Here is a 24,032-nt window from a genome sequence, read left to right as displayed (position 1 = left end):
CTATTCCACCGGTTCGAGAGCGCGAGCAGGAACGGAGGTGAACGGTCGCGTAAGGGCAGCGCGGGTCCGGCCGAGAGCGAAGCCGGCCGCAGTGGCTGCCAGGCCGGCGCCCAGCGCGACGGCGCGAAGAAGGCCGCTCGGCTGGCCAAGCAGCACATCAGCGAATCCCCGCATAACCCCTTGCGGCAACGTCCTCGTCATATAGGTCTTTTCCGACGCCAGCGCCTCGCCGGAGCCCGCCATCAACGATAGGCAGGCCTTTGAAAGCCCTTCGGCCCAGCAGCGGTGGAGGAAATATTTCCACGTCGCGCGATCGGCGGGTATGGCGTGATCGCTGCCGCTCGATGGCTCGAAGACGAAACGGCCATGTGGCAGGGCTTTGGTTGCACGGATGCAGAGTTCGGTTTCCTCGCATCCGAGCGGCAAAGCCTTGGCCGTTCGGCCCAGGCCGGAATCGAAGCCGCCCGTATGATCGAAGACGGAGCGGCGGATGCACATCGACGCGCCGATGAGGTTGCGCACCGGCCCTGGATGAAGACCGCGGTAGGTGCAGCCAAGAGTCCACAGGAATTCGTCGGGAAACCAGGACGGACGGTCCGTTTCCCACAACGGGCGGATAGCCGACACGGCGCCCAGCACCGAGGGATCCTCGAGTTGCCAAACCAAGGTCGCCAGCAAATCTTGATCCGACACGGCGTCGTCGTCGAGAAACAGGATGACCTCACCGCGGCTGACTGAAATCCCGGTGTTGCGGGCACCGGAGAGGCCGGGCGGATGAATATTCTCGACGATCCTGACCGGGGTTTCGAAGCGCTTGACCCGTAGACGCAGCGCCAGTGCCGGATTGTGATCGACGATGACGACGATCTCGTCCGCGGCCGGGACCTGGCGCGCTGCCGCCGCGATTGCTTTGTTGAGAATGTCCCAACGCTTGTCGGAATAACAGCAGATGACGATTGCCGTCGTGAGCTTGCCGGGCACGGGGTGCTGGAAATTATCCATTTTTCGTCTCCGGAGCGAACTGAAGGGTTATTCCGGTCGGTGCCGGGGACTGGAGCGTGTCGATGGTCATCCAGACCTTGCGGTAGATCGTTCCCCTGTCGCCGCCCTTGTAGAGCCAGGCTTCCAGCCGTGCGGGTGGGCGCGTTTTTGTGGGTACGGAGAATTCGAAGGTTTGGCTGGAGGAAGGCGCCAATTCGAAGGTTGGCATCTTTCCAATCAACGTGCCGCCCAGAACAAGGTCAAAACTGTAAAGCGTTTTGGCGTCTTCCGAATTGCGCACGCCGACCGTTACTACATTGTTCGTCCAGTTCCATTTGGGCACCATCCAAAGCTCGGTGAAATGAAACGGCTTGCGTTCAAGCGCGACCGGGCGCGCCACGAGGACGGAACTCGCCGCCAAGATCATGGAAGCTGCGAAGATCGCAAAACGGCGGCCGGGCCAAGCCCAGGGAATGGCTGGAACCGGCCTTGAGAGCTGCAAAACGACATTCAGCCACCGAACGGCGATAGTCGTCAGGCCCAGCGCGTAGACCCAGCCTCGCGCATCGAGATGCCCGACGACATGCAGCAGAAGCCCCAGAAAAATGCAGGTCGCGAAGCTCAGGAACACCGCGAACGTCCCCCTGGTGACCCCATCGCCCTCGATGCGCAGGGTGTCCACCAGCATGCGGCCCGGGAAATACAGTATCAGCGGCGCGCAGAGCGCCAGACGGACCAGCTTCTCCCAGGTCGAAAAGGTTTCGGGCAGCCACGTTACGGCCAACGCAGCGGCAAGAACCCCCAGCGGAATGATTCCCAGAAAGACACGGCGGGCCATCATCGGGGACGAGCTCCTGCATTCGCCCATGCCGTCGCGCCGATGATCTGAGCGGCGCCCGGGTTCACCTTCACGAGCTTCTGACGGATCACGTTCGGGTCGAAGGATTTCTGGACGAGATGAACGATCTTGCTGTCCAGCCGGCTCAGCGTGAGGCCGAGGCGGCTATGGATCTGCGTCAGATAGGCCCCGCGCGCATCGCGCATCGTCGGCGACAGGTGCATCACATCGAGCAGAAAGACGGAATAGAGTGTCCATTCTCCGAACCGCGTCTGGTCTTTTGACGCACTCAGACCCTTGAGCAGCTCGACGTAGGGTGTTGAGCCGTATTTCGACGCGATGTAGTCATTCAGCGCGATGAGCCATTCACGCTTGAAGCAGAAGAAATCGTTGATGAAATCGACATAGCGAAAAGACCGGGCCGGCTCGACGCCGAGGATCCTTGCGACATTGCGCAACCGCTTCTTCTCGAAACGGTAGTGAAGATCGGGAAGCCTGTGGCTGGAATAATAGAGAACCGGTTCGCGCCGGTCGATCAGATCGGTCGTCGCGATGGGCCGCAGCAGCAGTGTATCCGCACCGAGATTGCAGAAATGCTCGGTGCGGCAGAATTCGAAGGCGCGCAGCTTGATGATCTGCTGCCGAAACCAGCCGGGAAGTTCCAGTTCGCTGGCTGAAAGCCAGTCGTTGTCGCCGGTGACGGCGGCGCCAGGCACGAGACCCTTCGCGTCGAGGAAGGCTCTTAAAGCGGCCGGGTTGTCCGTGACCATGGTTAGGTTTCCCTTGTCGGGGAAATGCTGCTGGTAGGAGCGAAGGGACGCTTCGAGCAAATATTCGATGTCCCGCGAATGGACGCACATGAAAGCGTCGATACGGCTATCGATCATTGTAAATCTCCGTCTGGTCGTCCCAGGGATTGCCCCCGCACTCCGGTCCGCCTAGGAGGGGCGGCGGGCTGCCGTGTTTTCCCGAGCCGCCCGACATCGAAAATGACCATGAAGCCGTTGTCGAAGGTGCGGTCGACATCGGGCTCGGAATTGAACTTGAGCAGCGACGACGCCTGGAGGGGGACCGTGTGGTTTCGGTCCTGCGCGCCGCCGTCGAAATAGACGCCGACGCCCGGCAGGCCGGTGGTCATGCGCAGATCGACCATGACGAAACCGACGCCCGAGTCGATCAGCAGCTTGCGTTCCATCGGGCCGAGATCGGCAGCGGTGATGGCCATGCCTGTATCCTGCCCGCTCTCAAGCGTGGTCGAGACCTTTTGCCGGCCGTAGGTGGACAGGAGCAGGCGATTGATCCGGTCGGTTGCGAAATGCTGCTCGCCGCCTAGCCATTCCCTGGTCCACTTTGCGGCGCTGATCCCCATCGGTTCTATCGACGAGGAGTCGGCCGAAACTTCATAGCCGGCCGGAACCAGGATACGTGGCCCCTCGGAGCTGATGACGCCAGCGATCAGCACCGTCGTTGCGGCGGCGGCAAGCGACGTTGCGCGCAGCCAGCCACGCGAGGTGCCGTGCCAGAATGCCGCGACGGCCACCGCGACGACGATTGCGACGCCGAGGAAAGATAGCGAGCCGATGCGGTTGCCGATCTCCCACCCACTGCGCGTCAGCCGGAAGATGATACTGACGGGATAGGCCAGCGTCACCAAAACGAGGATCTCGAGAAGGCTTGACCGCCATAGGCGCCATCTGGTCGGCGGCCAGAGGATGCTCGCATTCGGGTGCTGCCCATTGAAAACGAGCGAGCGGAGAAAGCCGGTGAGAAGTCCCAGGCAGATCAGCGCGACGCCCGCCATCGTCAGGTAACGTTGCCAAGCAGGCGCCAGGGCTCCCGTGTCCGACACGAAAAGCTTACGCGTCGAGGTCGAACTTGATACGAGTTGCGCTACCTCGTGTATGCCGCCTGCCAGTACGGGAAGGATGTAGCTGCCGGTGGGGTTCCCGACGATCTTCGACCAGGCGACCGGAGCAATCACGGCGATCGAGGCCAGCAGGATTGCCTGCCGCCTCTGCATAGCGGAAGCGCCCTGCCTCAGGCATTCCATCACCGCCGTGCCGCACAAAAGGGCCGTGCAAAAATAGGAGGTGAGATGATGAGTAGCTGCGAGCGCCACGATCAGGACCATGGTGGCGACGACCGTCGGCCAGCCTGCCGTGTCGCCTCGCTCCAGGCGTCGGCTTTCGGAAGCCAACAGCACCGCCGCAAGCATGGGGATCGCCAGGCTTTCATACGAGTAGTGGACGTCGAACAGCAAAAACGTGGACGAACCCATGTAGATCAGGCAGGCGATGGAGGCGATCCGTGCAGAATTCGTGATCTTCTCAAAGAGCAGGAATAGCGTGAGCATCAGCATCATCCGTGCTGCCGCCAACACGATGAGGCCTGCCGCGAAGACGGACAGTCCGGACAGTTTGACCAAGGCGGACGTTACGAGCTCTAGCCCGGGATAGAGGGGGCTGACCGGCAAAAGGGGATTGGGCAGGAACAGTCGCCCCGCCTCCAGAATGTCGTTCACCGTCGCCCAGTGCAGGAATTCGTCATGGTCTATGAAGGCGACGGGCGCGCGGATCAGGCGTACCACGAAGAGGGCTGAGGTCACGATCACGATGAGCGCCAACCGCTCCAGGCGGCTGGCCCCCGGATGGATGATTCGCGCCGCAGCGGGGAGAAAGATCGCGGCGATGGCGGTATAGAACGTGGGAACCGCCCAGCCCTCTCCCAGCCGACTGGCATTTGCAGCAAGAGCGACCACAATAAGGGCGCAACTGCACAGGAAGGCAAAGGCCGGCGACATCCCCAGCGACGAAGGATCGGCAACACCCCCGACCGCGCTGTCCTGCCTGCGCAGGCCCAGAAATGCGGCGATCCACAGATCGATGCGTGGAATGGAAACCCTTACCATATAGCCATGACGATAAGCTCCGTCCTGGTAGGCCTTCTGCTGGTCTGGAGACGTCCGCCCCTCAACAACGGTCATCGTGCTTCAAATCTCCAAGCAGTGCCGGACCGGTTCGCAGTTCAGGCTGCGGATGCGAAAGTACGCGTCTGTACACCATCAGCAGCCGGTCCGTGCAATCGTCCCAGTCCGGCAAGCTCGTCTCAACCGAGATCGGCCCCGCCTCCATGGCGGCGAGCATTTCACGCGCGGTGAAGTCTGGCGAAGCGTTGAGCGGAATGGATCGCACGAGGCCCTCCTCAGCCAGCTCCCGAAAGCCGGATGTGTCGGTGGTCAGTACGGGAGCCTTGACCGAAAGCGCCTCCATAACCGCCACGGGATGAGCTTCATAATCGCTGAGGAGCACGACAAGAGCGGCCGAAGACAAAAGATCGGCCATTGCGGACCGGTCGGTCGGCGGAATTGCCCCGATCTCGACACGGTTGCCGAGCCCGAGTTCGGCCACCTGCTGACGCAGCTTCGCCTCATAGGGGCCTTCTCCTAGGATCCGAAGGCGCATATCGGGGAATTTCGTTGCCAGCACATTAAATGCAGCAAGCGCCCGATGATGACCTTTGTAGCGCTCCAGCCTGCCGAGCGAGACAATCAGCGGCCTGTCGTGAGGTGAAGCCGGTCGCCGCCCGGACTTTTCCGGCAGGCGCGCGCCATTGGGGATAACGATGAACCTGTCTCTCGCGATTGCCATATTATGGCTGAACAGATCCGCTTCGAACCGCGACACGCCAATGAGTTGCGCTGCTCTGGCGGCCAGAGGCGCAAGCATTCTATGTTGGAAGCGCCGGATCGAGGACCGAAATCGTGACGAATGGCCACCGCTATGAAAGGTAACCACGAAAGGAAGCCCGTTCCGCGATGCGGCGGCCATTGCCAGCGGTGCCAGGAAGGTGTGGTAGCCCTGAACATGCATCAGGTCCCAATCACCTTCGGCGACCGCCCTGAAGACGCCGGGGGCGAAGCACCAATCCCGCCCACGGGGAAAGGTCTTCAGCCTGACAATCTGCACGCCGTCTCGGCTTTCCGCTGCCGGAAGAAGGCCGTCGGAATTGCCCGTCAAGACCGTCACCGCATGCCCCTTGTGCACGAGCCGGGTTGCGACCTCGCTTACATGGGTTTCCGTTCCTCCGGCAAAAGGCAGGTATCTCGCGCTGAGCATCAATATGCGCATCATGCGGCCTCGCCCATTAAATCCAGACCTCAGGACATGCCCTGCTCGAGGACTTGGACGCCCGCCGGCGTGCTGACGCGTTCTCGGAAGATCGTCTTCAGCACGCGCCAGCCGTCCGGAAGGGCACGCAGATTGCTGACGCCGTAGATACGCTCCGATTCAAAGCTCGCGACTTCCATGATTTTGAGCTTGTTCTTCAGGGCCCGCAAATTGATCAGCGTCTCAATTTCGAAGCCGTCGCAGTCGGCACGCAGCAAGGGAACATGCCGTTTCCAAAAGCCCATGTAGCCGTAGCACAAATCGCTGAAAGAGCTGCCATAGAGCATCCGGACCAGGAGGGTCAGGCCGAGATTGCCGAAACGGCGGATGACCGTCATGTCGCTGGTGCCGCCACCCTGCATAAAACGAGAACCCTTGACGAAATCCGCACCTGCAACAAGAGCCGCGACGAACAAGATGATTTCGTAAGGATCCATCGACCCGTCAGCATCAAGCATCACGATCATATCACCCGATGCGGCTTCGAAGCCGGTCCGCAATGCGATGCCTTTGCCCTTCTTGGGCTGGAGTACGATCTTGACATCGTCGCGCATGCTTCGCGCTATGTCTGGCGTTCCGTCTGTCGATCGCCCATCGACGATGATGATTTCATGCACCCAGGTCGGTATGCGGGGCAAAAGCAGCTTAATGTTTTCCGCTTCGTTCAAGGTTGGAATGACGAGCGAGGTCCTTGGCAAATTGAACATCGGACCCTGGACCGGCATTGAGGAATGCGAGGATTCTAAAGCTTCGATTGTAGACATAAGCTCTCCATGGCGTTTTGGACCGCGTGACAAATCGCAAATCAACGATGCCCCTGAGCTCTTGGGCCGAGAGGAGGACTAAACTCTCCCAGTCGGGAGGAGTATGCGGCTAAGTCTCAATGGACTTTGATCAGATCGCCAGGCTGTAAGACCGTTTCTTCGGTCGCAGGTTCGACGATGACACCGTTCGGTCCAGGCCGAACGATTTCGAATTCAACATCGGCGGTATCCTCCGACGATACCATGGACCGGAAAATTTCAAGATCGCTCTCGGTCGTCTTCAACGCCGTTGATAGGCCTCTTTCGGCATCCGCTGCTGACTTTTCGATCTCGATCTTGCGTTCGATACGATCGCGCTCGACGTCCTGTTTCGCTGCCGCCAACCGTTGCTTTGCGCTCTCGACATCGATGACGGCCTGCTGTTTTCGATCTTCAGACTCAGTCAGTTCGCTTTGCGCCCGGGTCAACTCGATGCTGGTGACAAGCTTGTTTTTGGCCAAATTCTCGATACTTGCCAGCCGATCCTGACGGACCCGAATTGTGGCATCATAATTGCCGACGCGTGCCTGGCGCAGATCGAGATCGGCCTGAGCATCGGTAACAGATTTTGCGTAAGCACTGCTCTGCGCATCCTTGCTCGTCGTTACCAATTGGCGCTGCCATGTCTCATCATCCAACAACTGTTGAGCATCGGGATCGGGACCAAGAACAGGTGTGCCAATGCTGGCAATTTGCACGGAATCGCGCTTCGCCCTCAGCACCTCGGTTCGCGACGCAAGCCGCTTCAGATCGGCCAGCCCAGCCTTCAACCGCTCGATCTGGCGTGTAATCTCCACACTCTGCCATGGCTCGATAGTCTTCGCCGTCATGCCACCCGCTTGCGCAACGGCATGCAGCACAGTCATGCCATCAACATATTGAAACGAGCCTGGATTACGAACCGGGCCGGTAATGTAAATCGGCTGGTGCTCAATCCTGACGATGTTGACGAAACCCTTTCTGCCGACCAGACTTTCGTACGAAGGAAGAATTATCGCCTCCACATCGGCCGGAGGAAGCCCTCGAACCGGGAAGCGTCCCAAAAGCGGAAGCGAAATGGTTCCGTCCGCTTCAACGACGTATTCGCCAGTGAGCTCGGGGCGCTGGTAAAAGTTCCAGGGAACCGTGCCCCGTGAGCCCGTCCAGCGATCTTCTACAGAGGCCAAGCTTTCGTAAAATGCGAGATTCAATTTATCGCCTGAGCGAAGACCATCACGCAGCGATTGAGGCTGCCGGGCCGAAGTCTCGCCAGAGGTCACAACCGGGGCCGAACCTGTGGACGCAGGTAAATCTTCCGCTGCTGACGTCAATGGAACAATTGCTGCAAACACCATGCACAGTATTGTTTGATGGAGGCGAGAACCGATTCTCGACCTATATTGAGGCATCTCTGGCGATATTATCTTCGAAAGCTTCATGTTTCGAATTTCCGCTTTGAAAGCGCTGAACACTGTCCGATCTCTTTAAGGTTAACATAATATTAACCATATTCAATAGTACTTAACAATGATTAATACATCTGCCAGACAGGCCAAGAGTCTGCGTTGAAAAGAATTCAATAAAAGTAATATCTTGCGGCGACTGGGCAGCACTTCGAAACCTTTGGCCCTATCGGTTTATTTGACGATCTGCAGGGTGAACTTGCGTCTTTGCCATGCAGCTCTCAGCATTAGTCCATCAGAGCCGCCATCGGCGAAGAGATGTCTGAGCCAACGCCGGCATTTGAGAAGTGGTTTCAAGAACGACACCTGCGCGGTCGCGATGGATCGCGAACCAATTTGTATCCGGGCCTGGCCGGGACGCCATTTATCCAGAAAATGGCATTACGTTATGCATTTCAGATATCTACAGCCCTAGAACCTGTTGCGATAGGGTGCCCGCCATCGAGTGGGCTCTCGGCACAGGCCGACCGCTCTCCCGCAAAACGACGCCTGCCACCGTAGCCGGCGTCAATGACAGGGAAAGGTTTAAAGCTCTATGTTTGCACATGAAAAGCCACTGATCGCGATTGCCGGTGCAACGAGTAAACAGGGGCGCAGCATCGCCGCGGCCCTCCTTCAGAGCCAACGTTTCCGGGTGCGAGCTTTAACCCGGAAAAAGGATTCGCCTGAAGCTTTGCGCCTGGAGGAACGCGGCGCTGAAATCGTAACCGTCCCTCTCGAACTTGGCCGTCAAAAGGACCTCATCGCCGCCTTCAAAGGCGCGGATGGCGCATTTCTGATGACGCCGCCGATCGCTCCGCCGGAGACAATCGAGGCCCCTCTCGGCCGACAACTGGCGGATGCCGCCGTTGAGGCTGGCGTCGGGCATATTGTTTTCAGCACGCTGGAGAATGTCGACAAGATCACCAGGGGCACGAAATATGCGCCGCATTTTGCCGACAAAGCGCGCATTGCAGACTATATTCGCGGCCTGCCGGTCTCTCATTCCTTCGTCATGCTGGCATTCTTTTACACGAATCTTCTCGAATATTATGTGCCGCGCATGGAGGGCGATACGCTCCTCTTGCCGGTTTATCTTCCTGAAGATTTCCGAGCGCCTTTTGTCGATCCGCTGACGGCGACCGGGCCGGTCGTGCTTGAAATTTTCTCCAATCCCGAGCGTTACAACGGGAAAACGCTGCCGATCGTTGGCGATATCATTTCTCCGCGCGAGATGGTCGAAACCTTTCAGCGTGTGACCGGGCTCAAGGCCGCGTATCGAAACGCTTTCACCCGGGATGGCTTGCTGCACTATTTTCCGGAGTTTGCCGCCAACGAACTTCTCGTTCGAGAGCTTCTGGGGATGGTCGAATATGCTGTCCACCATGGCTATTTCGGCAAGGAGCACGACCTCGAATGGAGCCGCCGCCTGAACCCCGACACTCTCAACTGGGAGCAGTATCTCAGGACGACGGGGTGGCGTGGCGACAAGCGGTCTTTCGGACTTTGAAGCATGTCGCGCAAATGTGTGCAGCGGTTTTGCGACAACGACATGCTTGAAAACAAGGGCTTACGATGGCCGGATTCCCGGCAATTTGGAAACCTCGACGACAAGAAAGTCGACGAGAAGCCGAACGCGGGCAATGGCGGCTCGCTCTGGAACAATCAGCAAGCTCACCGGAACCGGTAAAGGACGATAGTCGCCAAGCACGATCTCGAGCTGACCGTCATCCAGAAGATCGTGGACCAACCAGAGGTGTGCGGGACCAATGCCGCGTCCGGCGGCAAAGGCTTCGCGCGCCGCGAGCCCGTGATCGACGCGCAGCTTCCCACTGACCGGGATCATCAGGCTTGCGCCATCGGGAGAGGAAAGAACGAGTTGATCGCTCCCCGCCACATTGGACATCACGACGGTTTCGTAGCGTGACAGATCGGCTGGGCGTTCCGGCCGTCCATGGGAGGACAAATAGGTCGGAGCGCCCACCAGCAGCCGATGGCTTTCTCCGAGCGCATGAAGTTTCATCACGCTGTCCGCGAGAGGCCCAAGACGGAGTGCGACGTCAACGCCTTCGCGAACCAGGTCGATCCGCTCGTCCGTCAGGTTGAGGTCGACCCGAATGTCCGGATGCTTGTCCTGGAAATCAAAGATGAGGCGGGTGATGTGCATCACGCCGAGTGCTGCCGTACAGGAAAGCCGAACAGCCCCAGCTGGAGCCCGGCGGGCATCTCTCGCTTCTTCCGCAGCCTGTTCGACCAGGCGTAATATCTGAAGGCAGTTCGTATAGTAGCGGCTGCCTTCGTCGGTAAGGGTGACGCGTCGGGTGGTTCGGCTGAGAAGCGGTACGCCGACAGCCTCCTCGAGTTCATTGAGGTGCCGAGTCACGGTGGATTGACCGACACCCAGCTCTCTTGCGACCATCGACAGGTTGCCGCGTTCGGCGACGCGGACAAAGGTGCGCATTCTGTCCAGCGACAGTCCCGCACTATCCATTTTTAAGCACAGTGATCCTCATTCATTCCATATAGGGAATAATCTCGGCTGTGCCTACTGCATAATTCCTTAAATCGGAACCGATTTAAGGATAAAATTATGCAACAATTCAAAGTGTTACAGCGCCGCGCGTCTGAAAAGACGCGCGGCGCTGTCGTTCGAGCAGATCGGCCGGATTGATCCGGCCGATCGCTGTTCATCCGAATTTGACGAGGTTGAGGACAGGCAGCGGCCCGCCGGGGAATTGCGCGAGCTTGCCGCCGATCGAAATCGGCCCGAGATCGATGTCGGCAAAGCCAAGTTTGGAGATCAGCGCCCCCACTTCGGCCTTCGATGACGCATCGTCACCGGAGTAAAAGAGCACGCGGCTGCCGCCCTCGGCGCGGGGATCGGCTGAAACCAGATGCGCCTGGAGATGGTTGAATGCCTTCACAACGCGAGCACCGGGCACCAGGCCGGCGAAGACCTCAGTCGACAAACGACCATTCAGCTCGGCTGGTTTGAACAGCGGCCCTTCGATCGGATTGTTGGCGTCGATCACGATGCGACCCGCCCAGTTAGGAAGACCCGCCAATGCCTTGGGTAGCTTCGACCAGGGGACGGCGACAAGGACGAGGCCGGCTTTCGCCGCCTCTTCGATTGTCCCCGCCGTAATGTGCGGCGACAGTTCCTCGGTCAGATCCTGCAATGTGTCGGGGCCGCGACTGTTCGAGATCGTGGCGGCGATGCCGTTGCGGGCAAGGGCTCGGGCGAAGGCGGAGCCGATATTGCCGGCGCCTATGATGCCGATGTTCATTGCGATAACTCCATTGTTTGGTTTCGATGGAGCGAATATCGCCTTGTTATTCCCTTGTGATTAGACGGAATTGCCTGTTATCAATTTCAAGCATTCATTGAAAGTGATGGTATGGAGACACTTGCAAACCTGGAATCCTTCGTGCGCAGCGCCGAGCTTGGAAGCTTCTCCTCGGCGGCACGACGGCTCGGCCTGACGCCGGCGGCGGTCAGCCGCAATGTCGCAGCACTTGAAGGCAACCTGAAACTCAGGCTGTTTCAACGAAGCACCCGAAGTCTGACGCTCACGGAAGCAGGCGAGCGCTTTCTGCACTCAATCCGAGATCACCTGGAAAGCCTGCAGGGAGCGATCTCGGAGGCATCGAGCGAACAGTCCGAACCATCCGGCGTGCTGAAACTCAGCATGAGCCCGACACTCGGCATAGGCTACATCCTTCCGCTATTGCCGGAGTTCATGCAGCGATATCCGATGATCCGGCCGGAATGGATGTTCGAAAACAGACAGGTCGATCTGATCGCCGAGGGCTATGATGCTGCGATCGGCGGGGGTTTCGAGTTGACGCCTGGTGTCATCGCCAGGCCATTGGCCCCTGCTCATATTATCCCCGTGGCATCACCGGGATATCTGGGCGATCGGGTTCCGCCTCATGATCCGTCCTGCTTGCACGAACTCGACGGTATCGTCATGCGTTCGATGCGGACGGGTCGAATTCACCAGCGGCAGATGCGCAATCTTGCTGGAGATGAGCAGCCTGCGGTCTTGAAAGAGACGATCGTCGTCAACGATCCCGCGGCCATGCGATCCGCCGCCCTTCTCGGCCTTGGTGTCGCGATGATCGCCAAGGCGGATGCTCTGGCCAATCTGGAGAGCGGCGAGCTGATCCGATTGATCCCGGCATGGTATGCCGACGCAGGCCCGATTTCGATCTATTATGCAAACCGCACCCTGTTGCCCTCCAAGACAAGAGTGTTCATCGACTTCCTGACGGAGGTTTTTCAACGTGAGCGATGGCCGGAACGATTTGCAGGAACACTGGGCTGATATCGATATTTTGAAGGCATTTTTGACTGCCCGCATCGACAGACGAAAGGCTGGCGAATCGTGCCGAACTAGCGCGTCGAGCCGCGCGGGATGATGGAGAAGCCGCAATCGACCTTGTTTTCGCCGGGCGGCTCGTCGCGGATGGCGCGCCGCAGCATGTCGGCGACGCGGTAGCCGATATCGTAGCGTGGAATCTGAACCGTCGTCAGGGTCGGTTGGGTGAAGGCTGAAAACTCCAGATCGTTGAAGCCGCAGATGCCGACATCCTCCGGCACGCGGATGCCGCGCGCGGCGCATTCGATGAGGACACCGAGCGCCAGATCGTCGCTTTGAGCAAAGACGGCATCGATATCCGGCACGCGCTGCAACAGGCGGGCAAACAATTCCCTGCCGAGGCCGGTGCTGCTTCCCTCATTTCCGCCAATGGCGAGATCAGCATCGAAACGGCCGGCTTCGCCCATCGCGGCCTCATAGCCTTCCTTCCGGCGACGCGAGCGAATATCCGTGCCGCGGCCGATGAAGCCGATCCTCTCATAACCCCTCGATAGCAGGAAGCGGGTGGGTTCGGCGCCGGCCGCATAATGATCGAGGCCGACGACCAGCCTTTCCGGCTCCTGGCTGAGATCGGTGATATGGGCGATCGGACAGGCGGCGTTTTCGATCAGCGACAGAAGATCATGATAGGATTCGGCGCCCGCGATAATGACGCCGGCCGGCTTCTGCGTCAGGAAGGATCTGAGCTCGCCGGCCTCGCCGTCGACATGGTGGAGCGTGTTGGAATATTGCACGCGGAATTCGGTGGTGCGCAAGCAATCCTCGATGCCGATCATCAGGCCGGCGAAGCCGTGATGGTGCAAAGCGGGCGTGATGACGCCGATGATGCCGTTATGGCGGCCGGCGAGTGCCCGGGCGGCAAGATTGGGGATATACCCCATCTCGTCTACCGTGCGCAGGATAGTCTGGCGCAGATCCTCGGAGACGATTTCGGGATTGCGAAGCGCGCGCGAAATGGTGATGGGGCTGACACCCACCTTCTTCGCCACATCGCTCAACTTCACATGCGCACCGCGCCTGGCCTTCCGCCCCCGCTCCACTGCCGTCCTCACCGCCCCCGTTATATCTCGCCCGCGAGACTCGCTTGCCCTCGAATCGCGACCTTTACTTTCTGAAGAAGAAATAATTTAGAGTCTACTAACATTTTATATTCGCAATAGAATCCGGGAATAGAATTTCCAGAAACAGCAACGGGATCGTCTGTCGGCAAATTACGGGCGCCTGCGGCGATCGGATCACCGCCATCGGGAATAAGTCCATTTATTTTCGAATGAAAACATCGCGAAGGACGCGAAGCGAGACAAAACCGGGCCGGAAGTTCTGCAGCGGGGCAGCCGGCCGGAACGCACGGGCAGCGAAGATTAAATTCCCGTCATATCTTACAAATCAGCAATATAAACATGATCAAACTTTAATTTGTAAATCCGCTTGGTGGGATCATATGAATCCCGAGCGCCAATTCTTCTCTTCCCCCCGGTCGCCGCCCCTCGTCGACTGCACGTTCCCAAGAGGAATTGCCGCCAAACGCCATCCGACGCCAGGTCCCAGGACATGGAACCACGACGCCATCCAAAGCCAACGCTCTCGCAAGGGACCACCGCCCAAGGGATCACCACCATGTCACACATCTTACGCAAACATCGCACCGCAGCGCTTGTCGGAGCCGCCATCATCGCCGGCGCGGCATGCCTGCCCTTTACGATCAATTCGTCCAGCGGCTTTGCCGCGCCGTCCGATGCCGGCGGCGTTCTCGCGCCGAGCGGCTCCTTCGCGTCCATCGTCGATGCCGACAAGCCTGCCGTCGTCACCATCACCACGACTGTCAAGGCGACCGATGTCAGTGCCGACCAGCAGGAGTCGCCGATGGACGAGCAGTTCCGCCAGTTCTTCGAGGACCAGGGCATCCCGCTGCCGCACCAGGCGCCGAAAAACCGGCCTTCGCAGCAGGCGATGGCGCTCGGCTCCGGCTTCATCATCAGCCCCGACGGCGTGATCGTCACCAACAACCATGTCATCGACAATGCCGTCGACATCAAGGTGACGCTGGATGACGGCGCGGAACTGCCGGCCAAGCTGATCGGCACCGACCCGAAATCCGATGTCGCCGTGTTGAAGATCCAGGCGGGCAAGCCGCTGCAGACCATTGCTTGGGGCGATTCCGACAGGCTGAAGCTCGGCGACCAGATCCTGGCGATCGGCAACCCCTTCGGCATCGGCACCACGGTGACGGCTGGCATCGTTTCGGCGCGCGGCCGCGACCTGCACAGCGGCCCCTATGACGATTTCATCCAGATCGACGCGCCGATCAACCATGGCAATTCCGGCGGCCCGCTCGTCGACCGCAGCGGCAATGTCGTCGGCATTAACACCGCCATCTATTCGCCGAACGGCGGCAGTGTCGGCGTCGGTTTCGCCATTCCCTCCGACGAGGCCAAGGCGATCGTCGCCAAGCTGCAGAAGGACGGCTCGATCGATCACGGCTATCTCGGCGTGCAGATCCAGCCGGTCACCAAGGATGTCGCCGATGCCGTCGGCCTTGATAAAACAGGCGGTGCGCTGGTTGCCGCCGTCACGGCCGATACGCCGGCCGCCCATGCCGGCCTGAAGCCTGGCGACATCGTCACTTCAGTCGGCGGCGAGACCGTCAAGACGCCGAAAGATCTGTCGCGCCTGGTCGCCGACCTTTCGCCGGGCGCCAAGGAAGCGCTCAGCGTCTGGCGCGACGGCAACACGATCGATCTCAATGTCACCGTCGGCACCAATGAGGAAGGCCAGAAACAGGCCGCGGCCGAAAGTCCAGCCAGCAAGGGCGAGAGCAGCGGCCAGCCGAGCCTCGGCATCGGCCTTGCCGACCTGACGCCCGACGTGCGCCAGCAGCTCAACCTGCCGCGCTCCGTCAACGGTGCGGTGGTCGCCAGTGTCAACCCGGACAAGTCGGCCGCCGCCGCCGGAATTCAGTCCGGCGATGTCATCGTCTCGGTGAACGACAGACCGGTCCATAACACCCGCGACGTCAAGACCGCGATCGCCGATGCCGGCAAGGCCGGCCGCAAGTCGGTGCTGCTGCTCGTCGAACGCGATGGCAACAAAACCTTCGTCGCCGTGCCGTTTGGGGCGGCCTGACAGTCTCCCGAGCTTTTGCCGCAAACAGGAAAAGCCCGCCTGAGGCGGGCTTTTCGACAGACCTGAGCGGAAAGGCCTTGGAGCCAAGCACCGCTCAGTCAGCAAGAAATCTATAGGGCGCCGTCTGCCCCTCTATTCCTGCTCAGGGAGATTTCAGCGTCGTTGTCTTTGCGCGCGGGCGGGATTTGCCCTTTTGGCGGTTTGCCTCTTGCCGCTTTATCGCATCGGATTGGCTGCGTTGCGCCGCCTCCAATTGCTGCCGCGTCGGGAGATCATGGTCGTAGGTGGCAGCGCTGAATGCCGTTGCGTTGTCGAACGGACCTTTGTGTGGACGAGCCAGACCATAGGCTTGCTTATCAGCGCTATCGATCCCCTGCTCCGCCGACGGTGAGCGCGCCTGACGAGCCTGCGTTATCAGATCGTCGGCGGTCGAGCTTGACGTCGCGTTTTTCGGCACGGGGGCGATGGTCTCGCGTTTCCTGGCCCGATCCTTTTGATCGGCGTGAATCCCAGACATGTCTTCTTCCTTGTTCGTCATGTCATCGCGACGATCGATCGGGCGTTGCCGGTGACGTCGCAGCAGGCGCGCGTTCACGGGATCTCGGACAATCGTTCAGGCAGCCTGGTTTTGGGAAAGCGGTAAGCTGGCGGCCGCAGCGGTGCGTCCGCGCGACCAGACGCCGTATACCGCGCGATCCGATAGGCTTTCACCGGGGCGCCGCCGTCATCCTGCCATCTGGCAAAGGAGCCGTCTTCCATGGCCTGCGGAAGCGGGCCTGAACTCAACTGTGTCGCGAGATACATTTTCAGAGCCGATTTCAACGCGGCCTCATCGACGATCCCCATCTGGAAACAATGAATGAGGAAACTTGTGGCGCTGATCTCGCCATCATCGGTCGCGTAGGTTTCGCCGCCGCGAAAGCCGGCCTTTCGGAGGATACGGTCCAGCATTCTCAAATTGTGGATATCGAATAATTGATCTGATGTGGAAGACATTGTGTCCTCCTTCGTTGGGGCTAGGGTTCGCTGGCGCCAGGGCTTACTGGCGCGCCCCAAGCAGCGGTGCCCGTATCGTGCCCGCCGATAGTTCAGCTTGCGCTCTTTGCCATCCGACCGCAACCTCATTCGGCGGTAGCCATTGATAATGGCGTGGCGGAACCCATTTTAGAGAGAGGAGGATACGCATCATGCAGTTCAACGGTGAAGCGACCTTCACAAAGCCGTCGGCACTGGCGGTTTCAGAACGGCGTGCGCTCATAGATCACCTCAGAGAGGTGATCGCAGGCCTGGCTCACGGGCTGGCCGCCGATGGATTGCTGGACCTTGTGCCGCCTCTGCTTGAGATAAACAAAGTCCTCCGCGATATGACGGACGAAATTTCGCGTGCGGACCCGGTCTATTCCGACGAGATCATCACTGGTACGGTGCGCTTGATCAAGACATCTCAGGCTTTGCTTGATGACCGGGTCATCGTGCAGACGATCCATTGAGACCTGCCGACGATCGGGCATGGCAGCAGGCTGGTTGCCAACCATCTGGCATCAAGCTGCCCGTTCCGGTCAGCCGTGCATCGACAATCATCGCCGGGTCCGAGGGTCGCACAGCGGCTCCCGCCCACTTCCAAGGACAACCGCAATGGCACTTATCTTTCCCAACAGAAGCCGCAGCTTCGACGAAGCAAGAAAAGGTGTCCGCTTCACCGGCTATGACGGCATGTTCGAGGTCAGGTTTCTGGTCGAAGAAGCAGCGCTCGGCAGCGCGATCACCCAGAATTCTTCCGAAGCCGCCTATCTCAATGCCTTCGATGCGGCGCGTTCTTCCATTCAGGAGGCTGCATCGAGAGTCTATCAGCATCGACGCGGAAACAACTTCACGCTCACGGCTGCAGATTTTCGCTGATTGCGAGAAGGCGTATGGCCGGTGAAATGAAACGGCCACCATCCTGCTACTGCCGGATGAGACAGGGGGAGCAAAGCATATGGTTGCCACACGATACCGCCTGAAAGACCTGAAGCTGGCGCGTCGCCATATCGTGAAGGCGGCGCATCGCGTTGCCGATCAGGAAATGCTGATCAGGAAACTATTGCGCAAAGGTAGACCCTCCGGATCGGCCTATGCGCTGCTCAGCAGGCTCTACGACGATCAACGGCGGAAACTCGATCGGCTGAAACTGATCGAAGCAATGGTTGAGGTCGAAGCGCAATCCTGTATGGACGTGCCCCGCAATCCTGCCCCCTCCGCGCCGCCATTGGCGATCGTGCACAGCAGCGGGATCTCTCTGCCGGACCGGCAATCCGCCACGCCTTGTAGCGCAGAGGATTGGCGCCCATATTTGGTGTAGTGGCAGTTTGTGAACGGGCGCTGCTTCCCGGGTGATCAGAGTTATCCGGCCCCAACCAAAGGAGGGCATGATGTCTTCCACGGTAAACATCCACTCGTGGAAACGCCTGGCTCAGCATATCGGCAGGTTCCGGTACATCGACTTTCTGGTGAAATCGACACCGGCCATCTGTCTGGCCTTTATCGTCTATATCATTCTCAACGATGTGTTCTGGTAGGCGCGGCAAGACTGTTGCGGCGAGCCAGGACGCTTTGCTGCCTATCAAACGAAGGACTGAAACGCTGACGGAATTGGATAACGCAATGCAACTGCGAGAAATGGGTGAACAAGACTGCCTCGCATTTCTGGCAGGCCACACCCGTGGCCATCTGGCATGCCTGGGCGAAAAATATCCCTATATCGTTCCCATTCAGTATGCCTATGAAAAAGGCCGACTTTTCATATTTTCCATGCCGGGCCTGAAGATAGATCTGTTGCGGGCCCATTCGCCAGCCTGCGTTCAGGTTGAAGAATTCGGCGAAAACCGAACGTGGAAGAGCGTGCTTGTTCAGGGCACCTATGATGAGCTGACCGATACGCCGGCCCGGCATGACGAACGCATCCACGCCTGGTCCCTCCTGCAGAAGCAACCGTTCTGGTGGGAACCCGGATCGTTTGCCTTAAACTCGGAAAGCGAAGACAGCCTTGCTCCCTCCATATTCTTCGGCATTTCGATTGAGATGGTATCGGGGAGGCAAGTGGTTTAACATGCGGGCGTTCAGACTGGCCGTGCCTTGATCCTTGATTCGCAAGGCGGCGCTGCTGCATGATATATGGAACTCCAGACAGACACCCCCAGCTAAACGCTGTCCGATACCAGCCTTTCCCATAGGGGCGCGGATTGCTTGATGCATCTTACCAACGTGGCCTGCCGAACCGGCACCGCGTTGAATGCCACGCGACCACCCATAGGGAAAACGATGACAGACGCACCTGAGAATGAAGCGCTTTTCAACATCACCGGGCACTATGTGCAGGAATTGAAGGCCGTCCTTCAAAGCGAGAGCATTGTCGAAGGCACCGACTACGAAAACAGCGCCTTTAACGAAAAACGACGGGCGGAAGGACTGCACCTGCTGCGCTTCCACAAGACCGGCACGGCAGCGCAGGCGACGCAGATCTGGGAAAAACATATGACGGCTCGAGCGCATCGATAAGACGGCACGAAGCCAATTCTTCGATTGATGCCGACTTGAGAGCGCGGTTCTCCGATCCTCGGTTCGGAGACGGGGTTGGCACGTCCAGCTCAACATTTCCATGGAAGGAAAAATCATGTCCAATGACAAAACGAAAAAGATCCAACCCGCCAAAGAGGCCGTCACTGAGGCGCCCTACGAAGTCATCTATTTCGCCAAGAAACATCGCATTTCCAACGAGGATGCCAGGGACATCATCGAGAAGCACGGCGCCAATCGCAAAGAGGCTGATAAAGCCGGCCGCCGTATCAGCGTCTAGCGAAAAAAATAGCCTCGCAGGCGCTAAACTCTAAGGGCTTTATTGGATGCATGTCATTTTCCCAAAACCGCGCACACTTTTGGGCGACATGCAGTATTTGATGCATGTCGTTATCCCAAAACCGCGCACACTTTTGGGCGACATGCATTGGCCGCGGCTGGCTTGCGATGCCACGATGCAACATCAGTGGACGAATTAACCCTACTGGCTTACCTTAATATCAGCATGCGCTTGAATACATCCGCCCCTATGCCATCGTAGCTTCAACGACAACACTTCTGGTTCCTGAAGCAGCTCGCCGGAACCGTGGCCCCGCCTTTCCTTGGAGAGGCTGGCTTGCCTTCAGAGGCCCCGAGCTAGATCGAATGGAGGGTATGCCATGAACAACGTCTTGGAATTTCGTCCAAAATGCCCGCATGACGAAAGTCTGTCCGACTGCCGGGAAGCGCTTGAACCGGCAGTGATGAAAATCGTCAGCGACGCCATCGGCAAGGGATACACGGCCGCGGAAGCCGCCATGGTGGTTGCCGATATCGCCGACGATTACATTCTCATGCTCTCGCGGCAACTGCAGCGTTGACAGGCTTTCCTGGCGCGCAGCTGTGCCTTCTTGATCCATCGCAGATGCTGGCGCCGACGCGGATCGATGCGTCTTCGAGCGTGTGAACTTCCAACGTCGACAAACGACAAATGACTTTGCCCGCTGACGACAGCCCGGCGCCTTATCATCATACTTCATGAGTGGACCGCGCAGCAACTGCAGGGGTAGCAGTAGGTACAGGAGACGAGACCTGCCGCGCGATCCGCCGGCAAAACCCCTGATATTGTCGGAAGTTCCCTGGCAGAGATACGACGCCACGATCCCGGAAATTCCGCCGGGGATCATCGACAACCTGCCCGGGCGCGTTGCGACCGTCACACCGATAAGCTCCCGCCGGGCGAAAACCGACAGGCTCAGTGAACGCCAACGAAAAACCCCGCCGGAGCAGGGCTTTCAGCAGGTCCAAGTGGAGCAAGCCGGAGATTCGGCCCACGTCTTAAACAAGATCGATCATGTCAAAACCCGGCAAAAGCACCTCTTTCGCGAGCGTTCACGGCGCTGCTCTGTTCCGCTCAATCTTTGAATCATTGCCGTAATGTGGCGTGTATTGATCACCTGCGACGTCTTCCGCGACCCTCGCCATCTAACGCCACCTCGGCTGCCGCGGCGGAGCATTGGCCTGGATTTCATGGAGTGGCGCCCGAGAGCCGAGAAGTTTCTTCAGCTTCTTCTCCTCGGCCGGGCCGATCCCAAACTTGCGGCAATGTTCCGCAACATCGTGCTCTCGCGGGCCGGGAATGCGAACTTGGCGATTGCTCATGGTTTTCATGACCGTTTCCTCCTGAGAGGAAAACCAGCAGGCGGTCGTTTTGTTCGTTAGCGATGCCTAAAATTTAGGAGTCTGGTTTGCTTCGGTTTTGGGGCGAGCATGAGTATCGGTCTGCCAGGCGCCAAGGCGGCGCGTAAAGGGATCATCAACGGGTTCATTTTCATAAAACGAAACAGCGCCATCGCCACCGGAATAGTAGGCTATCTGTAGAGCACGAAATGCATCTGCGCACGCCACACTCAAGACCGGCCGAGGAATGAGCGGCACCACCCATCAATTGATCTTCAACCAATGCCGAAGCGCCGCCACCGCGCCGTCGCTGGCATAGGCAATCATCCCGCCAATCGTCAGGCCGGCAAACGCGATAAGCCCCGATATCCCATAGCCGATCGATTTCATCAGTTTCCACTCTTCAAGTGCCGGCCCGACCGCCTCCTTGTTCTTCTCGACGGTCTCCTTGAGGCTTTTGATTTCCTCGCGGATCTGCGCATCCGCACCGCCGCTGATCGCCACCCTGGTATCGAGATGGGCGATCTGCCTGGCCTGTTCGTCGAGCCGCTGGTGGATCACGGCGCGGCTATTGTGGGCATTGGCCTTTTCGTCGCTGACCTCCTTGCGCAGAAGCGCGACGTTGTCCTCGATGCCTGTCAGCCTTCCCTCGGCACGCCCGAGAGCGCGGAAAATATCGTCATTGGATGTCATCTCTCTCAGCGCTCGACTAGGGGTAAAATTTCAGCTTTTCGGATTGCGGCAAGCGGCCGACAAATCGCAAGATCCCATGCAGCGTCGGATGGACATAAGACGTGGTATCGAGGTTCATGCCTTGAGCCAGCAGCGCGGCATTGTCCTGGACGTTGGTGGCGAATATCTCCTGCACCTTATAGTCGGCCGTCCCGTCGCCGTTGTCGATGCGGCCATAGGTGTTTCTCGACGTCCATTGACCAGGCTGATATTCGAACATGATGCGGGTGCCGTCCGGCACTGAAGCCGGCAGCTTGATCGTGTCCCACGTCGTCACGCCGTCCTGATTTCCAGGATGCCCGACGACGTTTCCGAGCGGAAACATTTCAGCGGCCGACGACTTCGTCGGATCAGTGTCCGCCGTGAAGGCAAGCAGCTGATCGATGACCTTGGCGTAACGAGAACTTGCCTTGATGGTGTTGTTCACCGTCGCCAAGGTGGTTGTCCATAAGGCAGGAACGGTATAGCCCGCGACCGTCCGGCCGCTGTCCGACGAAGCGGTCATGGTCGGAATTATGGTGACGCCGACGACATGGATGCCCGCCCCATAGCGCGTCTTGACGCGGTCGACCAAGCCGAGCTTGGCGTTCGACCATGTGCTTGACGTGGCACTGTTATCGTTGCGGCCGGACTGGTCGAGAACGAACGTCCAGATATTCTTGCCGCCGTTGTATGTGTCACGGATCGCATCGATCATGGCCCAGCGCTTGGTTGCCGACGTCGCCAGTTCCTGCACCGACTTCGATCCCGGGACGCCCATGACGAGGGGTATGATACTGCCCCATACCGGATCTCGCACATCAAGCCAGCGAAGCCACATGCCCATGTTGCGTCTGGCATCGGCCGTGGCGGCAATCTCCTGGCGCTCGATGAGGCTATCGGACAGGACCATCGGAACGGGCCGGCCGTCCCACCCCTTGGCCAGAACCATTGCAGGGCCATAGGCAAGAGGCTGCGAGTTGCTCTCATTGCCGACCGTATTATAGAACGTATCGCGGGCTGGCGTGCTCGCCCCGTTCGCCAGGGCCAGCGCCCGAATTGACGTCAGATCGGTGGGTACGATATCGTAGCCGCGCGCCTTGATCCGACCCTTAATCGTGAGAACTGGATCATTGTTGCTTGGATCGATCGACAATTCGGCGCCGACTGTATTTCCCATGATGATCCGAACATTACGGACGCCGGCCCCCATCGTAGTTCTACGATCCGAATTCGGCCCAGCCGTCCTTCATGCCAGATCGGGCGCAAAAGTTGGGCGAGCCGGGGTGCCTGATAGGGTCAATATTGGATATGTCCTGCCAGGCATAGCCGCTATCAGAGTTTGATATAGCGCCCTCCCCTGGCACGATGTCGAACGCCATATTCTTTCCCGGTTCGTTCGGGCGAGCGACGGCGATCGAAGCGAAGGAGACATCGTTCCTCTGGCTGATGTTGAATGATGTCGCCAGGAATTGAGCAAATGCAGGAGGAGCGATAGGCGAGAGACCAAGGGATCCTGCGAAAAACAGGCCGTTGAGAGCGGTTAACGCAATGCCGAGCTTACTCATATGTTTCCTTGAGTTTGGGGCCACGGTGGAACTAAGATTGATTTGCTCGCTCCTGCGTGATAGCGGCGAAGATGGCGGGTCACGATATAGCAAGCAGGCCGCCTTATCGCCCGTAGTTGATCCACAAGAAAGTTGGAACTTGTTCAAAAGACTAATTCGATCTTTTCGCAGACCGGCTAGCCTGCCGCAGGGCACCGACGCGTTCAACTGCGGCGGACAAACTGCCAACTCCTGGATGGACAGGGCGAACATTTCCGCCGATTTGATAGCGAAAGCGGCGTCGCTGAGTGGGCGCCCCCGGGGCGATTTTAGCAGACATTGGATGCGGCGACGGCAAATTGGGCCCGTTGGTCGCCTCCAAAAGGGCTGGGTTCACTTATCGCGGGTTTGACCTACACCCACAGAGGAAGGGAATAACGCCTTTTGACCTGAGGAAGGACAAACTGGAGGATCGATATGACGTTATCGCTCTTCTAGGAGTACTCGAGTACATCGCCGACCTACAATCTGTGTTGCGCCATCTTCGGGACCACTGCAGTTTCTTGGTCGTCAGCCATGTCTCAAATCGAGTTGGGATGAGCGCAGACGAGATGGCCAAGTTGAACTGGACAACCGTGTTGTCCAAGGGCGCATTTTCTTCCGAGTTGACAAAAGCAGGCTTCCCCATCGTCGAGGATCGGACCACTACTAATGGCCAGACGTTAATCTGGCTTTGCGAGGTGGATGTACAGCAGGGGCTGGAAGCTTAAGCTCTCCTTTCTCGGCCCGGCCCAGTCGGGGAATGCGGACCGAGGTAGGTGCCCACCCCCCGGCAGGTTTTTCTGC

Annotated in this window: 29 protein-coding genes and 1 pseudogene; 13 read left to right on the top strand and 17 right to left on the bottom strand. The window is 58.8% G+C overall.

Translation table 11 applies throughout. From position 1 onward, the window contains the following. The 8 genes and pseudogenes from AB8B31_RS04720 to AB8B31_RS04685 all read right to left on the bottom strand — a co-directional run. A complete protein-coding gene (locus tag AB8B31_RS04720) occupies window positions 1-1,002 on the bottom strand; it encodes a glycosyltransferase family 2 protein (RefSeq protein ID WP_166480348.1) in 1,002 nt (333 codons plus the stop codon). After that, window positions 995-1,822, bottom strand: a complete 828-nt coding sequence (locus tag AB8B31_RS04715; protein WP_047619513.1) for a membrane protein — start codon at window positions 1,820-1,822, stop codon at window positions 995-997. The genes AB8B31_RS04720 and AB8B31_RS04715 overlap by 8 nt, the downstream gene beginning before the upstream one ends. Then, entirely contained in the window at window positions 1,819-2,706 is an 888-nt protein-coding gene (locus AB8B31_RS04710; RefSeq protein ID WP_047619511.1) for a DUF6492 family protein, read from the bottom strand. Before AB8B31_RS04710 ends, AB8B31_RS04715 begins: the two co-directional genes overlap by 4 nt. After that, window positions 2,703-4,802, bottom strand: coding sequence for a hypothetical protein (locus AB8B31_RS04705; RefSeq protein ID WP_222283882.1), 2,100 nt, complete (start codon window positions 4,800-4,802; stop codon window positions 2,703-2,705). The genes AB8B31_RS04710 and AB8B31_RS04705 overlap by 4 nt, the downstream gene beginning before the upstream one ends. Then, window positions 4,789-5,949, bottom strand: a complete 1,161-nt coding sequence (locus AB8B31_RS04700) for a glycosyltransferase family 4 protein (protein WP_222283881.1) — start codon at window positions 5,947-5,949, stop codon at window positions 4,789-4,791. The genes AB8B31_RS04705 and AB8B31_RS04700 overlap by 14 nt, the downstream gene beginning before the upstream one ends. Before the next feature lie 26 nt (window positions 5,950-5,975). Beyond that, the gene (locus AB8B31_RS04695; protein ID WP_246724833.1) at window positions 5,976-6,692 is read right to left on the bottom strand and encodes a glycosyltransferase family 2 protein; all 717 of its coding nucleotides are present in this window, start codon (window positions 6,690-6,692) and stop codon (window positions 5,976-5,978) included. A 173-nt stretch (window positions 6,693-6,865) separates the two neighbouring features. Continuing rightward, on the bottom strand, window positions 6,866-8,122 hold the full coding sequence (locus tag AB8B31_RS04690) for a polysaccharide biosynthesis/export family protein (RefSeq protein ID WP_245278920.1): 1,257 nt from the start codon (window positions 8,120-8,122) through the stop codon (window positions 6,866-6,868). Window positions 8,123-8,407: 285 nt separating this feature from the next. Next, window positions 8,408-8,536, bottom strand: a pseudogene (locus AB8B31_RS04685) (IS5/IS1182 family transposase); the annotation flags it as partial. A gap of 229 nt (window positions 8,537-8,765) precedes the next feature. Between AB8B31_RS04685 and AB8B31_RS04680 the strand changes: the two are divergent. Then, window positions 8,766-9,719, top strand: a complete 954-nt coding sequence (locus AB8B31_RS04680) for an NmrA/HSCARG family protein (protein ID WP_222283880.1) — start codon at window positions 8,766-8,768, stop codon at window positions 9,717-9,719. Window positions 9,720-9,779: 60 nt separating this feature from the next. Here the strand turns inward: AB8B31_RS04680 and AB8B31_RS04675 are convergent, their stop codons facing one another. Further along, complete coding sequence (locus AB8B31_RS04675; RefSeq protein WP_222283879.1) at window positions 9,780-10,700, bottom strand: LysR family transcriptional regulator; 921 nt, start codon at window positions 10,698-10,700, stop codon at window positions 9,780-9,782. Window positions 10,701-10,896: 196 nt separating this feature from the next. Then, window positions 10,897-11,496 carry an NADPH-dependent F420 reductase gene (locus AB8B31_RS04670; protein WP_018241131.1) on the bottom strand — a complete coding sequence of 200 codons (600 nt, stop codon included), beginning with the start codon at window positions 11,494-11,496 and terminating at the stop codon, window positions 10,897-10,899. A gap of 111 nt (window positions 11,497-11,607) precedes the next feature. Here AB8B31_RS04670 and AB8B31_RS04665 point away from each other — a divergent pair, with 111 nt between their 5' ends. Next, window positions 11,608-12,537: a LysR family transcriptional regulator gene (locus AB8B31_RS04665; RefSeq protein WP_018241130.1), complete on the top strand. Its 930-nt coding sequence runs from the start codon at window positions 11,608-11,610 to the stop codon at window positions 12,535-12,537. Window positions 12,538-12,605: 68 nt separating this feature from the next. Here the strand turns inward: AB8B31_RS04665 and AB8B31_RS04660 are convergent, their stop codons facing one another. Next, window positions 12,606-13,595 carry a LacI family DNA-binding transcriptional regulator gene (locus tag AB8B31_RS04660; RefSeq protein WP_018241129.1) on the bottom strand — a complete coding sequence of 330 codons (990 nt, stop codon included), beginning with the start codon at window positions 13,593-13,595 and terminating at the stop codon, window positions 12,606-12,608. Window positions 13,596-14,208: 613 nt separating this feature from the next. On the opposite strand from AB8B31_RS04660, the gene AB8B31_RS04655 reads away from it, so the two are divergent. Further along, window positions 14,209-15,714, top strand: a complete 1,506-nt coding sequence (locus tag AB8B31_RS04655) for a DegQ family serine endoprotease (protein ID WP_018241128.1) — start codon at window positions 14,209-14,211, stop codon at window positions 15,712-15,714. Between the two features lie 142 nt (window positions 15,715-15,856). Here the strand turns inward: AB8B31_RS04655 and AB8B31_RS04650 are convergent, their stop codons facing one another. Together AB8B31_RS04650 and AB8B31_RS04645 are read right to left on the bottom strand one after the other, a co-directional pair. Continuing rightward, a complete protein-coding gene (locus AB8B31_RS04650; RefSeq protein ID WP_032981644.1) occupies window positions 15,857-16,231 on the bottom strand; it encodes a hypothetical protein in 375 nt (124 codons plus the stop codon). A gap of 74 nt (window positions 16,232-16,305) precedes the next feature. Beyond that, window positions 16,306-16,710: a hypothetical protein gene (locus AB8B31_RS04645; protein ID WP_018241126.1), complete on the bottom strand. Its 405-nt coding sequence runs from the start codon at window positions 16,708-16,710 to the stop codon at window positions 16,306-16,308. Window positions 16,711-16,901: 191 nt separating this feature from the next. Here AB8B31_RS04645 and AB8B31_RS04640 point away from each other — a divergent pair, with 191 nt between their 5' ends. From AB8B31_RS04640 to AB8B31_RS04600, 9 genes are all read left to right on the top strand, one after another. Next, window positions 16,902-17,204, top strand: a complete 303-nt coding sequence (locus tag AB8B31_RS04640; protein ID WP_018241125.1) for a hypothetical protein — start codon at window positions 16,902-16,904, stop codon at window positions 17,202-17,204. Between the two features lie 145 nt (window positions 17,205-17,349). Beyond that, on the top strand, window positions 17,350-17,613 hold the full coding sequence (locus AB8B31_RS04635; protein ID WP_018241124.1) for a DUF1488 domain-containing protein: 264 nt from the start codon (window positions 17,350-17,352) through the stop codon (window positions 17,611-17,613). Between the two features lie 79 nt (window positions 17,614-17,692). Next, window positions 17,693-18,055 (top strand): hypothetical protein, encoded by a 363-nt coding sequence (locus AB8B31_RS04630; protein WP_018241123.1) that lies wholly within the window; start codon window positions 17,693-17,695, stop codon window positions 18,053-18,055. A 70-nt stretch (window positions 18,056-18,125) separates the two neighbouring features. Next, window positions 18,126-18,272 (top strand): hypothetical protein, encoded by a 147-nt coding sequence (locus AB8B31_RS04625; protein ID WP_017959492.1) that lies wholly within the window; start codon window positions 18,126-18,128, stop codon window positions 18,270-18,272. Between the two features lie 85 nt (window positions 18,273-18,357). Further along, window positions 18,358-18,801: a pyridoxamine 5'-phosphate oxidase family protein gene (locus tag AB8B31_RS04620; RefSeq protein ID WP_018241122.1), complete on the top strand. Its 444-nt coding sequence runs from the start codon at window positions 18,358-18,360 to the stop codon at window positions 18,799-18,801. A 213-nt stretch (window positions 18,802-19,014) separates the two neighbouring features. Beyond that, window positions 19,015-19,251, top strand: coding sequence for a hypothetical protein (locus tag AB8B31_RS04615; protein ID WP_018241121.1), 237 nt, complete (start codon window positions 19,015-19,017; stop codon window positions 19,249-19,251). 115 nt (window positions 19,252-19,366) lie between these two features. Next, window positions 19,367-19,549: a DUF3606 domain-containing protein gene (locus AB8B31_RS04610; RefSeq protein WP_018517836.1), complete on the top strand. Its 183-nt coding sequence runs from the start codon at window positions 19,367-19,369 to the stop codon at window positions 19,547-19,549. Window positions 19,550-19,928: 379 nt separating this feature from the next. Beyond that, window positions 19,929-20,129, top strand: a complete 201-nt coding sequence (locus AB8B31_RS04605) for a hypothetical protein (protein ID WP_018241119.1) — start codon at window positions 19,929-19,931, stop codon at window positions 20,127-20,129. 244 nt (window positions 20,130-20,373) lie between these two features. Further along, a complete protein-coding gene (locus AB8B31_RS04600) occupies window positions 20,374-20,673 on the top strand; it encodes a hypothetical protein (protein WP_018241118.1) in 300 nt (99 codons plus the stop codon). Window positions 20,674-20,733: 60 nt separating this feature from the next. Here the strand turns inward: AB8B31_RS04600 and AB8B31_RS04595 are convergent, their stop codons facing one another. The 4 genes from AB8B31_RS04595 to AB8B31_RS04580 form a co-directional block, all read right to left on the bottom strand. Next, a complete protein-coding gene (locus AB8B31_RS04595) occupies window positions 20,734-20,919 on the bottom strand; it encodes a hypothetical protein (RefSeq protein WP_018241117.1) in 186 nt (61 codons plus the stop codon). Window positions 20,920-21,192: 273 nt separating this feature from the next. Then, a complete protein-coding gene (locus AB8B31_RS04590) occupies window positions 21,193-21,621 on the bottom strand; it encodes a hypothetical protein (protein ID WP_018241115.1) in 429 nt (142 codons plus the stop codon). A 16-nt stretch (window positions 21,622-21,637) separates the two neighbouring features. Continuing rightward, complete coding sequence (locus AB8B31_RS04585; protein WP_245268218.1) at window positions 21,638-22,819, bottom strand: hypothetical protein; 1,182 nt, start codon at window positions 22,817-22,819, stop codon at window positions 21,638-21,640. 40 nt (window positions 22,820-22,859) lie between these two features. Continuing rightward, window positions 22,860-23,207, bottom strand: coding sequence for a hypothetical protein (locus AB8B31_RS04580; RefSeq protein ID WP_018241113.1), 348 nt, complete (start codon window positions 23,205-23,207; stop codon window positions 22,860-22,862). A 287-nt stretch (window positions 23,208-23,494) separates the two neighbouring features. On the opposite strand from AB8B31_RS04580, the gene AB8B31_RS04575 reads away from it, so the two are divergent. Further along, entirely contained in the window at window positions 23,495-23,956 is a 462-nt protein-coding gene (locus tag AB8B31_RS04575; RefSeq protein ID WP_018241112.1) for a methyltransferase domain-containing protein, read from the top strand. Window positions 23,957-24,032: the final 76 nt, after the last annotated feature.

The organism is Rhizobium sp. 62_C5_N11_2 (genome assembly GCF_051811185.1).
Classification (GTDB): Bacteria; Pseudomonadota; Alphaproteobacteria; order Rhizobiales; family Rhizobiaceae; genus Rhizobium; species Rhizobium leguminosarum.
The sequence above is the reverse complement of the archived record's forward strand: the minus strand, read 5'-3'. Positions and strand labels throughout refer to the sequence as shown.

Coding starts and splice junctions, on each gene's coding strand:
- AB8B31_RS04720 (WP_166480348.1), bottom strand. CDS start 1,002: ATGGATAATTTCCAGCACCCCGTGCCCGGCAAGCTCACGACGGCAATC.
- AB8B31_RS04715 (WP_047619513.1), bottom strand. CDS start 1,822: ATGATGGCCCGCCGTGTCTTTCTGGGAATCATTCCGCTGGGGGTTCTT.
- AB8B31_RS04710 (WP_047619511.1), bottom strand. CDS start 2,706: ATGATCGATAGCCGTATCGACGCTTTCATGTGCGTCCATTCGCGGGAC.
- AB8B31_RS04705 (WP_222283882.1), bottom strand. CDS start 4,802: ATGACCGTTGTTGAGGGGCGGACGTCTCCAGACCAGCAGAAGGCCTAC.
- AB8B31_RS04700 (WP_222283881.1), bottom strand. CDS start 5,949: ATGATGCGCATATTGATGCTCAGCGCGAGATACCTGCCTTTTGCCGGA.
- AB8B31_RS04695 (WP_246724833.1), bottom strand. CDS start 6,692: ATGTTCAATTTGCCAAGGACCTCGCTCGTCATTCCAACCTTGAACGAA.
- AB8B31_RS04690 (WP_245278920.1), bottom strand. CDS start 8,122: ATGGTGTTTGCAGCAATTGTTCCATTGACGTCAGCAGCGGAAGATTTA.
- AB8B31_RS04680 (WP_222283880.1), top strand. CDS start 8,766: ATGTTTGCACATGAAAAGCCACTGATCGCGATTGCCGGTGCAACGAGT.
- AB8B31_RS04675 (WP_222283879.1), bottom strand. CDS start 10,700: ATGGATAGTGCGGGACTGTCGCTGGACAGAATGCGCACCTTTGTCCGC.
- AB8B31_RS04670 (WP_018241131.1), bottom strand. CDS start 11,496: ATGAACATCGGCATCATAGGCGCCGGCAATATCGGCTCCGCCTTCGCC.
- AB8B31_RS04665 (WP_018241130.1), top strand. CDS start 11,608: ATGGAGACACTTGCAAACCTGGAATCCTTCGTGCGCAGCGCCGAGCTT.
- AB8B31_RS04655 (WP_018241128.1), top strand. CDS start 14,209: ATGTCACACATCTTACGCAAACATCGCACCGCAGCGCTTGTCGGAGCC.
- AB8B31_RS04650 (WP_032981644.1), bottom strand. CDS start 16,231: ATGTCTGGGATTCACGCCGATCAAAAGGATCGGGCCAGGAAACGCGAG.
- AB8B31_RS04645 (WP_018241126.1), bottom strand. CDS start 16,710: ATGTCTTCCACATCAGATCAATTATTCGATATCCACAATTTGAGAATG.
- AB8B31_RS04640 (WP_018241125.1), top strand. CDS start 16,902: ATGCAGTTCAACGGTGAAGCGACCTTCACAAAGCCGTCGGCACTGGCG.
- AB8B31_RS04635 (WP_018241124.1), top strand. CDS start 17,350: ATGGCACTTATCTTTCCCAACAGAAGCCGCAGCTTCGACGAAGCAAGA.
- AB8B31_RS04630 (WP_018241123.1), top strand. CDS start 17,693: ATGGTTGCCACACGATACCGCCTGAAAGACCTGAAGCTGGCGCGTCGC.
- AB8B31_RS04625 (WP_017959492.1), top strand. CDS start 18,126: ATGTCTTCCACGGTAAACATCCACTCGTGGAAACGCCTGGCTCAGCAT.
- AB8B31_RS04620 (WP_018241122.1), top strand. CDS start 18,358: ATGCAACTGCGAGAAATGGGTGAACAAGACTGCCTCGCATTTCTGGCA.
- AB8B31_RS04615 (WP_018241121.1), top strand. CDS start 19,015: ATGACAGACGCACCTGAGAATGAAGCGCTTTTCAACATCACCGGGCAC.
- AB8B31_RS04610 (WP_018517836.1), top strand. CDS start 19,367: ATGTCCAATGACAAAACGAAAAAGATCCAACCCGCCAAAGAGGCCGTC.
- AB8B31_RS04605 (WP_018241119.1), top strand. CDS start 19,929: ATGAACAACGTCTTGGAATTTCGTCCAAAATGCCCGCATGACGAAAGT.
- AB8B31_RS04595 (WP_018241117.1), bottom strand. CDS start 20,919: ATGAAAACCATGAGCAATCGCCAAGTTCGCATTCCCGGCCCGCGAGAG.
- AB8B31_RS04590 (WP_018241115.1), bottom strand. CDS start 21,621: ATGACATCCAATGACGATATTTTCCGCGCTCTCGGGCGTGCCGAGGGA.
- AB8B31_RS04585 (WP_245268218.1), bottom strand. CDS start 22,819: ATGGGAAATACAGTCGGCGCCGAATTGTCGATCGATCCAAGCAACAAT.
- AB8B31_RS04580 (WP_018241113.1), bottom strand. CDS start 23,207: ATGAGTAAGCTCGGCATTGCGTTAACCGCTCTCAACGGCCTGTTTTTC.